The sequence below is a fragment of the Pantoea sp. FN0307 genome, from assembly GCF_050113815.1.
GTDB lineage: Bacteria > Pseudomonadota > Gammaproteobacteria > Enterobacterales > Enterobacteriaceae > Mixta > Mixta alhagi.
The window spans coordinates 884,474-894,330 of record NZ_JBNJSO010000001.1 but is presented as its reverse complement, the minus strand read 5'-3'; the positions used below and the strand labels follow the sequence as shown (position 1 = coordinate 894,330).

At 56.8% G+C, this 9,857-nt stretch carries 13 protein-coding genes and 1 pseudogene; 11 read left to right on the top strand and 3 right to left on the bottom strand.

The features are described from left to right. Window positions 1–127: 127 nt before the first annotated feature. Together ACQE3Z_RS04155 and ACQE3Z_RS04150 are read right to left on the bottom strand one after the other, a co-directional pair. Window positions 128–1,174, bottom strand: a complete 1,047-nt coding sequence (locus ACQE3Z_RS04155) for a phage portal protein (protein ID WP_426972316.1) — start codon at window positions 1,172–1,174, stop codon at window positions 128–130. Then, window positions 1,174–2,937 (bottom strand): terminase ATPase subunit family protein, encoded by a 1,764-nt coding sequence (locus ACQE3Z_RS04150; protein ID WP_426972315.1) that lies wholly within the window; start codon window positions 2,935–2,937, stop codon window positions 1,174–1,176. The genes ACQE3Z_RS04155 and ACQE3Z_RS04150 overlap by 1 nt, the downstream gene beginning before the upstream one ends. Before the next feature lie 145 nt (window positions 2,938–3,082). Here ACQE3Z_RS04150 and ACQE3Z_RS04145 point away from each other — a divergent pair, with 145 nt between their 5' ends. From ACQE3Z_RS04145 to ACQE3Z_RS04095, 11 genes and pseudogenes are all read left to right on the top strand, one after another. Beyond that, window positions 3,083–3,931, top strand: a complete 849-nt coding sequence (locus ACQE3Z_RS04145; protein WP_426972314.1) for a GPO family capsid scaffolding protein — start codon at window positions 3,083–3,085, stop codon at window positions 3,929–3,931. Window positions 3,932–3,981: 50 nt separating this feature from the next. Further along, entirely contained in the window at window positions 3,982–5,061 is a 1,080-nt protein-coding gene (locus tag ACQE3Z_RS04140; RefSeq protein WP_426972312.1) for a phage major capsid protein, P2 family, read from the top strand. 3 nt (window positions 5,062–5,064) lie between these two features. After that, window positions 5,065–5,733 carry a phage terminase small subunit gene (gene gpM / locus ACQE3Z_RS04135; protein WP_426972311.1) on the top strand — a complete coding sequence of 223 codons (669 nt, stop codon included), beginning with the start codon at window positions 5,065–5,067 and terminating at the stop codon, window positions 5,731–5,733. Window positions 5,734–5,825: 92 nt separating this feature from the next. After that, complete coding sequence (locus tag ACQE3Z_RS04130; protein ID WP_426972310.1) at window positions 5,826–6,290, top strand: head completion/stabilization protein; 465 nt, start codon at window positions 5,826–5,828, stop codon at window positions 6,288–6,290. Then, window positions 6,290–6,493, top strand: a complete 204-nt coding sequence (locus ACQE3Z_RS04125; RefSeq protein ID WP_426973054.1) for a tail protein X — start codon at window positions 6,290–6,292, stop codon at window positions 6,491–6,493. The genes ACQE3Z_RS04130 and ACQE3Z_RS04125 overlap by 1 nt, the downstream gene beginning before the upstream one ends. 5 nt (window positions 6,494–6,498) lie before the next feature. Then, on the top strand, window positions 6,499–6,723 hold the full coding sequence (locus tag ACQE3Z_RS04120) for an HP1 family phage holin (protein ID WP_426972309.1): 225 nt from the start codon (window positions 6,499–6,501) through the stop codon (window positions 6,721–6,723). After that, window positions 6,707–7,216: a lysozyme gene (locus ACQE3Z_RS04115; RefSeq protein ID WP_426972308.1), complete on the top strand. Its 510-nt coding sequence runs from the start codon at window positions 6,707–6,709 to the stop codon at window positions 7,214–7,216. The genes ACQE3Z_RS04120 and ACQE3Z_RS04115 overlap by 17 nt, the downstream gene beginning before the upstream one ends. Continuing rightward, window positions 7,213–7,554: pseudogene (locus tag ACQE3Z_RS04110) on the top strand (Rz-like lysis system protein LysB); the annotation flags it as partial. The gene ACQE3Z_RS04115 and the pseudogene ACQE3Z_RS04110, both read left to right, overlap by 4 nt. After that, window positions 7,475–7,816 carry an Rz1-like lysis system protein LysC gene (gene lysC / locus ACQE3Z_RS04105; RefSeq protein WP_426972306.1) on the top strand — a complete coding sequence of 114 codons (342 nt, stop codon included), beginning with the start codon at window positions 7,475–7,477 and terminating at the stop codon, window positions 7,814–7,816. The pseudogene ACQE3Z_RS04110 and the gene lysC, both read left to right, overlap by 80 nt. Continuing rightward, complete coding sequence (locus ACQE3Z_RS04100; protein ID WP_426972305.1) at window positions 7,728–8,195, top strand: phage tail protein; 468 nt, start codon at window positions 7,728–7,730, stop codon at window positions 8,193–8,195. The genes lysC and ACQE3Z_RS04100 overlap by 89 nt, the downstream gene beginning before the upstream one ends. Further along, on the top strand, window positions 8,192–8,641 hold the full coding sequence (locus ACQE3Z_RS04095) for a phage virion morphogenesis protein (protein WP_426972304.1): 450 nt from the start codon (window positions 8,192–8,194) through the stop codon (window positions 8,639–8,641). Before ACQE3Z_RS04100 ends, ACQE3Z_RS04095 begins: the two co-directional genes overlap by 4 nt. On the opposite strand, the gene ACQE3Z_RS04090 is transcribed toward ACQE3Z_RS04095, so the two are convergent. Further along, complete coding sequence (locus ACQE3Z_RS04090) at window positions 8,638–9,822, bottom strand: hypothetical protein (RefSeq protein ID WP_426972302.1); 1,185 nt, start codon at window positions 9,820–9,822, stop codon at window positions 8,638–8,640. The two genes, ACQE3Z_RS04095 and ACQE3Z_RS04090, sit on opposite strands and share 4 nt — an antisense overlap. Between the last annotated feature and the right edge of the window lie 35 nt (window positions 9,823–9,857).

The window sequence follows — 9,857 nt, the reverse complement described above, 5'->3', positions numbered from 1 at the left end:
CAGGTGACATTCATAATACCAACGGCAAATTTTGCTGCTTGATTGTCCGCTATTAGCATAAAGCAGGCTTACACGTAACATTACGTCAGGCCAGTAAAAACAATAGTTCTACTATGAGCAATACTTCTCAATTTGTAGTAACTGTTTCCAGCGAGTAGTACCGAAACTTAATTACTTCTTCCCCAACCCACTCATTTATCTCCTTCATCCTTTCCTGCAGCGGCGTCAGCTCGTTCCTGACAAAAACCTGCGACGCCTTTACCGCATCCCCGAAGCCGCCAGAGTTATCCGGGATAATCCCCATCATCTGCGGCGGCACGCGGTGTGCGCTGAGCAGGTCGTCACGGCTGGCCTTTTTGATGTTAAAGAAATCATCTTTCGTCGCCACCTCACTGAGCGGCAGGATTTTAATCCCGTCCGGCTTGCCGTTCGGCGCGTACATGAACAGGTTGCGGAAGTTACCCAGGCCTTTCGTGTCGCGCATTGCCTGGCGCATCCGGTCAATATCGCTGCTGCTCTGCGCCGCGTCGGTCATATACAGGATGTAGCCCGCGTGCGCCCCGTTCTGGTAATACTTGCGGCGAAACAGCGTGGCCGCTTCATTCAGCCAGGCGGAGTTTAACGCGCTGAGGTATTCCGGCAGGCCGTACAGCTCCTGATTAATATCCGGCTCGATAAGGTGAAACACGCTGCCAGCGGCGAACGGATGCGGCTCCTTCCAGTCATTCACAAACCAGTAAACACCCTCTTCCACGCCGCGGCGGGTAAACTTGGCCGGAGTGGTTTCCAGTCGCCACGGCTCGCCTAGGCCATTACAGCGCAGCTCGGCAAACGCATTCCCGAACACCAGATAATCCAGCGCGAATTTGCTGAACTCCTGCTGGCTCATCATCGGGTGCGGCACGAACGTAGACGCCAGAATATTGCGCTTCACGTAAATCGGCGAGCTGTGATGCACCGCCGATCGCAGGCTTTTCGCCAGCCCGTGAAAGCTGACCGGCGGTTCATACCAGCGCCCGTTACCGATGCACTCGGCATAATCCAGAATATCGCGCTTGTCCATCACCGGCGTCGGCTCGCCAAAGGTAAACGCCTCGGCCTGCTGCTGCGGCGCGGCAACCTGAACGGGCTGCGTTTTTGCGTTGAAAGCCTTACGGCTCCTGCGTTTGCTCATCAGTAAAATTCCAGAATTGAAGGGTTGGCGCCGCCGCTGGCGGCGGTCAGCGGTTCGTTAAGCAGCGCATGCATAATCGCCCAGGCGACGTCCGCGTGGCTGGCGTCCTCGCTGCGGCTCGCCTCATAGGTGGAGCGGTTGCCGCTGGCGGTCATGGTTTTGCGGATTGCCATAAACGACTGCGTAATGTCGGTGTGGCCGGCGTCGTATTCCAGGCGTCCGCTGCTGATGGTGTCTTTTGCCTTCAGCACCATCGCGGTTTTCACTTCCGGCGAGTAGCGGATCTCGCGCGCGGCCGGGTAAAACTGGCGTACCAGCTGAAAAACGCCCTGGCCGATGCCGGTCGCATCCACGCCGATATACTCGACGGTGTATTTTTTCGTCAGCTCTTCAATGGATTTCGCCTGCGCGGCAAAGTCCATGCCCCGCCACTGGTGACGCTCGAGCACGCGAAACTTACCGCCGGCAACGAGCGGCGGCGCGATAACGGCACAGCCTGCGCTGTCACCGGTGTGCGACGGGTCGTAGCCAATCCACACAGGGCGATAATCAAACGGGCGCGGCCGGTAGGGGTTAAAGTCGTTCCACTCTTCCAGACTGTCGATCATGCAGCTCTGCAGCTCGGCGAACGGAAACACGCTCGCCTCGTCGTCCACAAACTCACACATCAGCAGGTTCTGATATTCCGACGGGCTGTATTCCAGCTGCAGCTGGTCGAGGTCAAACAGGTTACAGCCGCCGGTCAGCGCGTCCTCAACCGTCACAATCTGCCGCCACTGGCCGTCGCCGCAAAGCGCGCCTTTTGCCAGATGCGTATGCGACAGGTCGATTTCGATGCGATCGGATTTGCTGCGCCGTCCCTTGTTGAACAGCTCGCCCGACCAGAACGGATAGGCGGAGTGCGACAGGCTCGACGGCGTGGAAAAGTAAGTGGTGCGCCACTTTTTATGCAGCGACATGCCGCTGGCGACCTTTCGCAGCTCCTGGAATTTCGGTATCCAGAAATATTCATCGAGATACAGGTTGCCGGTGTAGCTCTGCGCGGTGCGCACGTTGGTGCCGAGAAAAATCAGGCGGGCGCCGTTCGGCAGCACAATCGGATCGCCTTTCAGGTCAACATCCACCTGGCGCGCAAAGTCGATAATGTAGTTTTTAAAAACGTGCGCCTGCGCCTTGCTGGCCGACAGGAATATCTGATTGCGCCCGGTGGTCAGTGCGTCAATCAGCGCCTCGCGGGCAAAGTAGAACGTGGCGCCAATCTGGCGCGACTTCAGGATGTTGCGGATACGGTGCGCCAGTCCGGCTTTGTGCCAGTGCAGCTGATACTCAAAGCAGCCATTCATAAACAGGCTGGTCAGCTTTTCCGCCTGCTCCTCGCTGAAGACATTCTTCACGGCCGGCTGGCGCTCGCCTTTGTTACGGTTGCGCACGTTCGGATTCAGATCAGCCTCGTTTCCGGAGCTGCGGTAGCGCTCCACGCGGGCGAGGCGTTCAATCTGACGACCGAGCGCGTCTATCTCCTTGTAGTCACCATTTCCTTTTACCTCCTTCAGGATGAGCTGGATTAACCGCGCCTCCATGCTGGCTTCCACGCGACTGATGGGCGCAATGTCGTCCCACGCGTCGCGCAGCTTCCAGCTCTGCACGGTCGGCGTTTTGATGCTGAGCGTTTCCGCTATCTGGCGCACAGAGTAGCCCTGCCAGTAAAGCAGGGCCGCCTGGCGGCGCGGATCACTGATGGTGGTTGTCGGTGTCATGTTCATGGCGTCAAGGCTACCGGCGCCAGAACGCCCGCGCCCGCTGTCCCTGTCCGCTCACAAATGAGCAAACCGGCTTTCGTTGAGGGAAATCCGTGCGGCGGGGAAACTGACCCCGAACCGAACCACACCCCTGACCGGAGCCTGATACATGGCAATCAAAGCAAAGCGTTTTCGCATCGCAGTCGAAGGCGCCACTACCGACGGGCGCAAAATTTCCCGTGAATGGATCTCGCAGATGGCGGCGAGCTATAACCCGTCCGTCTACGGCGCGCGCATCAACATGGAACACATCAAGGGCTATGCGCCTGACAGCACCTTCCGCCGCTTTGGCGACGTCACCGCCGTAGAGGCTGAGGAAATCGCCGAGGGCCCGCTGAAAGGCAAGCTGGCGCTGTATGGATGGATTGACCCGACGCCGGAGCTGGTTGAGCTGACGCGGGCGCGCCAGAAAATTTACACCTCAATCGAGGTTAACCCGGCGTTTGCCGACACCGGCGAGGCGTATCTGGTCGGCCTGGCCGTGACCGACGACCCGGCGAGTCTCGGCACTGAAATCCTGAGCTTCAGCGCCACCGCTGCGGCGAATCCGCTGGCCTCCCGCAAGCTGCACGCGGACAACCTCTTTACCGCTGCGGAGGAAACGCTGATCGAGTTTGAGGAGGTTGCCGACCCGGCGCCGTCCGTCCTGAGCTACGTCACCGGCCTGTTTTCCCGCAAAAAGAAAACCGACAACGAGCTGCTTGCCGACATGGGCGCGGCCGTCACCGCCGTGGCGGAAAAGGTGCAGCAGAACGAGGACGAACTGACGCAAAAGCTGTCGGCGCTGGAAGCGGGCTTAGCCGGACGCCTTGAGGTGCTGGAGCAGCAGCTTGCCGACGACCGCAGCGCCTTCGGCGCGCTGAAAACACAGCTATCGCAGAACGACGGCGCCAGCTTTGCCCGCCGCCCGGCCGCGACCGGCAGCGATCCGAAGTCCGGCGTGCAGACCGACTGCTGACAGGCGCCACCTGAACCACAACCCGAGAACTGAACTGAACAGGAGCGCAGATGCGCCAGAACACCCGCTTTAAATTTAATGCCTTTATGTCCCGCCTGGCCGAGCTGAACGGCGTGGACACCGGCGACATGAACAAAAAATTCACCGTGGAGCCGTCGGTCACGCAGACCCTGATGAACCGCGTGCAGGAGTCCTCGGATTTTCTGACACGTATCAACATCGTGCCGGTTGCCGAAATGAAGGGCGAGAAAATCGGTATCGGCGTGACCGGCTCGATTGCCAGCACCACCGACACGGCAAATGGTGACGAGCGTGAAACCGCTGATTTTGCCGCGCTGGACAGCGACGTTTATGAATGTGCGCAGGTGAACTACGACTTTCATATCCGCTACAACACGCTGGATTTATGGGCGCGCTATGAAGACTTTCAGGCCCGTCTGCGTGACGCCATCGTGAAGCGCCAGTCGCTTGACCGCATCATGATCGGCTTTAACGGCACTCATCGCGCCAAAACCTCTAACCGCGCCGCTAACCCGATGCTGCAGGACGTGGCCGTGGGCTGGCTGCAGAAGTACCGCGAAAAAGCCCCCGACCGCGTGATGAGCAAAACCACCAATGACGACGGCAGCGTGACCGAAAAGGTGCTGGTCGGTAAGGGCCGCACCTATGCCAACCTTGACGCGCTGGTAATGGACGCCACCAACAACCTGATCGCGCCGTGGTATCAGGAAGACCCGGAGCTGGTTGTGATCTGCGGCCGTCAGCTGCTGGCCGACAAGTATTTCCCCATCGTGAACCAGAGCCAGGCCAACACCGAGCAGCTGGCCGCCGACCTGATTGTCAGCCAGAAACGCATCGGCAACCTGCCCGCCGTACGCGTGCCGTACTTCCCGGCCAATGCCCTGATGATCACGCGCCTCGATAACCTGTCAATTTACTGGCAGGAAGGCACGCACCGCCGCCTGATCGACGAGGTGCCGAAGCGCGACCGCATCGAAAACTACGAGTCCATCAACGAAGACTACGTGGTGGAAGACTACGCGGCAGGCTGCCTGGTGGAAAACATCGAGCTGTCCGATGCGCCGGTTGAGGCGAAAGCGGAAACCCCGGCGGAAACCCCGGAGGCGTAACCCATGTTAAGCCCTGCCCGACGTCACATGATGCGCCAGCAGGCCATTGAGGCCGCACAGCAGCAGAGCAACCCGCTGCGCCACGCAACCGGCTATGAGCAGATGCTGGTAAAGCTCAACGACGACAAGCGACGCCTGAAAAAAGTGCGCTCCACCGAGCGCAAGGCGGAGCTGAAGCGCCAGATGCTGCCGGACTATCAGCCGTGGGTGGCGGGCGTGCTGAGCCAGGAGAAAGCCGTGCAGGATGCCGTCCTGATGACCGTCATGATCTGGCGGCTCGATACGGGCGACATTCCCGGCGCGCTGGACATTGCGCGCCATGCCCTGCTGCACCGGCTTGTCCCGCCTGACGGCTTTAAGCGCGACAGCACGGCCTACCTGCTGGCCGAGGAAGTTGCCAGCGCGGCGACACGCGCCTGGACGATTAAGGCGCCGGTGGATATCAACCCGCTGCTGGCGACCATCAGGCTGACGGAATCCGAAGACATGCCCGACCAGGTGCGCGCCAAGCTGCACAAAATCACCGGGTATGTGCTGCGCGATGCGGGCAGGGCTGACGAGGCGTTAGCCCATCTCACACGGGCGCTGCAGCTGCATGAAGGCTGCGGCGTCAAAAAAGACATAGAGCGGCTGGCAACGGCCATGAAAAAGCAGACTGCGGCCCGCCGCTGACAGAACGCGCCCCGCGCCGGGCGGCAGGACGGTAATGCGCTTTTTAAGTGTCTGCGCCGTCCTCCACCGCCCACCTATTCAGAGGCCATGAAATGACTTCAGTAGTAATAAACGGACAGCGACTGGCGCCCGACGCCGAGCCGCCGGTGAAAAACACCTTTTTCTGGCCTGACATTGACCTGCAGCAGCTGCGCAACGCGCTGCGCCTGGAAGGCACCGTGACCGCCGACCGCCTGCGCCTGGCGGTGAAAACCGCCATTTCCGAAGTGAACGCCGAGCTGTACGACTGGCGGGCGGAAAAGATAGCGGCGGGCTTTCCCCTGCTGGCGGCGGTGCCGGCCGAGACCTTCGACGGTGAAAGCGAAAAGGTCACGCACTATTTTGCCGCCGTGGCGGCGCTGACGGCTGCCACCATTGCTGAACGCTATCGCGGCTACGACGCCGCCGGAAAAAAAGGCGACGTGGTGGAAGGCACCGCCGACGAATACTGGCGAGACGCCCGTTTCAGTATCAGCCGCATCGCTGAAAAGCCCGGCTGCATTGTGAGTCTGCTGTGATGAGAATTTACGCGCAGCAGGGCGATACCGTTGATGAAATTTGCTTTCGCTATTACGGGCGTACGCAGCAGGTGGTTGAGCAGGTCTATGTCGCCAATCCCGGCCTTGCGGAAAGCGGGCCGGTGCTGCCGCACGGCTGCGAGGTGACGCTGCCGCCGCTGTCGGCATCCTCAGCGGATGAAACCGTTAACCTGTGGGACTAACAAGCATGGAGAAAATCAGCTCGCTGATTAACTACCTGATCGGCCTGATCCTGATGTGGTTCGCCCGTCACACGCCGCAGGAGATTGCCTTTATGGTTGGCTCGGGCGTGGCCGTGGTGACGCTGGTGATTAACGTGGCGACGTTTTTTATTAACTGGCACTACCGCCGCAAAACCTATGAGCTGCAGCGCCAGCGTGCGCAGGGGGTGAGCCTTGAGCCAGACCGCTAAACGCTGCGCCGTTGCGGCTGTACTCGCCATTGCCGCGCTGCTGCCGCAGTTTAAAACCCTGAAAACGTCCGAGGGCGGACTGCAGCTGATTGCAAATGCAGAAGGCTGCCGCACCTCGCCGTACCAGTGCAGTGCCGGCGTCTGGACGAACGGCATCGGCCATACCGCTGGCGTGACGCCGCAGAGCGTGGTCAGCGAGCGTCAGGCGGCGGTGAATCTGGTGTATGACGTGATGCGTGTCGAGCGCGTGATTGATGCCTGCATGCGCCATGACATGCCGCAGCCGGTTTATGACGCCGTGGTGTCCTGGGCGTTCAACGTCGGCACCTATGCCGCCTGCCGTTCCACGCTCGGCGCTTATATCAACCGGGGCGAGTGGCGCAGCGCCTGCCAGCAGCTGCCGCGCTGGGTGTTTGTGAAAGGCATCTTCAGCCAGGGCTTACAGAACCGCCGCGACCGGGAACTGGCCTGGTGCCTGAAGGGGGCCGCATGATGCGCCTGATTGCCGTGGGGCTGGCCGTGGCGCTGGCCTTTACTTGCTGGCGGCTCTCGTCAACCGAAAGCGAGCTGGCACAGGCGCAGCGCGTGATCGGCACACTGTCGGCCGGGATTGAAAGCCGGGACAAGGCAATCAGCCGCCTGAACGATGAGGCCCGTGAAGGGGCAAAGCGCGAGGCCGCGCTGCGACTGCTGCAGGGCCGCGCCTCGACCGTCGCCCTTACCCGTGAACTGCAGATACAGAGGGAAACCGATGCAAACCCGACACTACGCAGCTGGTCTGCTGCTGCTTTGCCTGACGCTATTATCCGGCTGCACAGCCGTCCCGCCTTCAGCAACGCCCGCGATTATCTGGACTGGCTGTCCGCGCGTGACCAGCTGCCCGGTGCCGGGCAACCGGCTGCAGACGCTGGGCGATCTGGCCGCCGATAACCGCCAGCTGGAGGCTGCGCTCGTTTCCTGCGGGCTGCAGGTTGAAATCATTAAAGAATGCCAGGAGCAACACGATGCTGAAACCGAAACAGCTGCGCGAGGCGCTGACCAACAGCGTCCCGTTGCTGGCGCGAAACCCAGACTGCCTGAATATGTTTATTGATTCGGGACGGATCGTCTCGACGCTCGCCAGCTCGCTGTCGTTTGAATACCAGTACCAGCTGAACCTGGTCATTACCGACTACGCCGACGATATCGATCTGGTGATGGTGCCGGTGCTGGCCTGGCTGCGCGAGTACCAGCCCGACATTATGGCGACTGAAGAAAAGCGCCGCACCGGCTTCACCTTTAAGGCCGATGTGTTGAGCGACACGCTTTGCGATATCAGCATTGACCTGCAGCTCACTGAGCGCGTGATCGTGAAGCAGGACGGCGACGCGCTGCACGTTAACCATATCGGCGAGCCGCCGCTGCCGGAAAACGTGAACAGGCCGCTGCAGCTCTACGTTAACGGTGAACTTATCAGCGAGCTGGCGCCATGAACGGGCTGGACGCTTTCGACGACAGGCTGGCCGCGCTGATTGCGAACCTTTCGCCGGCGGCGCGCAAAGAGATGGCCCGCAACATTGCGAAGCGCCTGCGCGCCAGTCAGCAGCAGAATATCAAACGCCAGCAGGCGCCGGATGGCACGCCATTTGCGCCGCGCAAGGCGCAGCCGGTTAGGAAAAAGAAAGGCCGGGTAAAGCGTGAGATGTTCAAAAAGCTGCGCACCGCAAAGTACATGAAAACGAAGGCGAGCGCCGACGACGCCGTGGTGGAATTTACCGGCAACGTGCAGCGCATGGCCCGCGTGCATCATTACGGGCTGCGCGATCGGCCAGCCCGTGGGGGTAAAGAGGTGCAGTATGAGGCGCGTCCGTTATTGGGAATTAACGAGACAAACTTAGATATTATTGAACAAGTTCTAATTAATAAACTAACCCTTTAACAAATTTTCTTTTGCATTTCATAAACATATAAAATATAAGGGTTGACCAATGATCCAAGTTGTATACTTGATTTGTCAGCGAGCATCTGCGCATTAATAGCTTGAGATACAAATCTTATCAAAAAATCCTTAAATCCCTGCTCGCTAATTAAATTTTTTATATTTGTTAGTGATAGGGAAGATATTAATAAGTTTTTAAGCGGCTTAAGATATTCATAAAGCGGATCATCTTCACTCAAGTTAAATTTCTTGTAAATAGCCATTACTCTATTGAGATTGGTTATGCTTTCATACGCAAGAGGGAAGGAAGCATCTTTCATTTTAGCTCTTATTAAATTTAATCCATAGTCATTTAGGCTTAACATCAATTTCGCATGATTGATATGCGAAGTCATTTCCACAACAGCATTTACCTCGCAAAAATAACCTAGAGCATTTATTGTTTTCTCGTAGAATTCAATTAAAGAATAAACATCAACTACATTCAGTATGACATATTTATCATATTGAACCACATCACCTTTCTTCACAGATCGGATTAATCTCAGCATAAGCAAGTTTTGAATTGCAGTTAAGTCATTTATTAAAACCCCTGCATCTTTATAATAAAGACCTTTTTCAAAATTCTCAGCAATAATATTGGCAAGATTAAATATATCTTTTAAGTTTCCAGGTGTTGATTCTTTAAAGTCAGCCTTGGTTAGGCAGTTACAAAAAGAATTTTCTGGGAATATATTTTTATAAAAAATACTTCGTGAATAGAACTGAAATTCTTTTTCCGAATCACGCTCCAGTCTATCGAGAGTTTCGTTAAACATTGATTGATGTAAATGGAATTTTTCAAAAGTCATTCTTTCTTTTTGGAATTTCATGAACTCATCATTCTTAATTGCATTTTGTTCATCCTGGGCAGAGCGTTTTTTCGCTTCAATAGATAACTTCTTATTTTGATTGATAGCGAAAACCAAAGCTGCAAGAGTACCAACAGCCCCGCTTAAAGTAAAAATCCCAGAAACCAACGAACCAAATGCCGCCCAGTCATCAGATTTATGAGAAACATCATCCATTCCAAACGCAAAAACCAATCCTGTAAGGCTAAATTTGTAGAGAAGAAGTATCGAAACAGGTATTACAACTGTGATTAGAAAAACAATAGAAAATATAGTCTTTTCGTAGCGCATTTTTTATCCCGATTAATGAATGTTTGCTGATGAGC

What these genes read in the sequence shown, in the direction of transcription:
- ACQE3Z_RS04155 (WP_426972316.1), bottom strand. Translation starts at nt 1,174, where the DNA reads ATGAGCAAACGCAGGAGCCGTAAGGCTTTCAACGCAAAAACGCAGCCC.
- ACQE3Z_RS04150 (WP_426972315.1), bottom strand. Translation starts at nt 2,937, where the DNA reads ATGAACATGACACCGACAACCACCATCAGTGATCCGCGCCGCCAGGCG.
- ACQE3Z_RS04145 (WP_426972314.1), top strand. Translation starts at nt 3,083, where the DNA reads ATGGCAATCAAAGCAAAGCGTTTTCGCATCGCAGTCGAAGGCGCCACT.
- ACQE3Z_RS04140 (WP_426972312.1), top strand. Translation starts at nt 3,982, where the DNA reads ATGCGCCAGAACACCCGCTTTAAATTTAATGCCTTTATGTCCCGCCTG.
- gpM (WP_426972311.1), top strand. Translation starts at nt 5,065, where the DNA reads ATGTTAAGCCCTGCCCGACGTCACATGATGCGCCAGCAGGCCATTGAG.
- ACQE3Z_RS04130 (WP_426972310.1), top strand. Translation starts at nt 5,826, where the DNA reads ATGACTTCAGTAGTAATAAACGGACAGCGACTGGCGCCCGACGCCGAG.
- ACQE3Z_RS04125 (WP_426973054.1), top strand. Translation starts at nt 6,290, where the DNA reads ATGAGAATTTACGCGCAGCAGGGCGATACCGTTGATGAAATTTGCTTT.
- ACQE3Z_RS04120 (WP_426972309.1), top strand. Translation starts at nt 6,499, where the DNA reads ATGGAGAAAATCAGCTCGCTGATTAACTACCTGATCGGCCTGATCCTG.
- lysC (WP_426972306.1), top strand. Translation starts at nt 7,475, where the DNA reads ATGCAAACCCGACACTACGCAGCTGGTCTGCTGCTGCTTTGCCTGACG.
- ACQE3Z_RS04100 (WP_426972305.1), top strand. Translation starts at nt 7,728, where the DNA reads ATGCTGAAACCGAAACAGCTGCGCGAGGCGCTGACCAACAGCGTCCCG.
- ACQE3Z_RS04095 (WP_426972304.1), top strand. Translation starts at nt 8,192, where the DNA reads ATGAACGGGCTGGACGCTTTCGACGACAGGCTGGCCGCGCTGATTGCG.
- ACQE3Z_RS04090 (WP_426972302.1), bottom strand. Translation starts at nt 9,822, where the DNA reads ATGCGCTACGAAAAGACTATATTTTCTATTGTTTTTCTAATCACAGTT.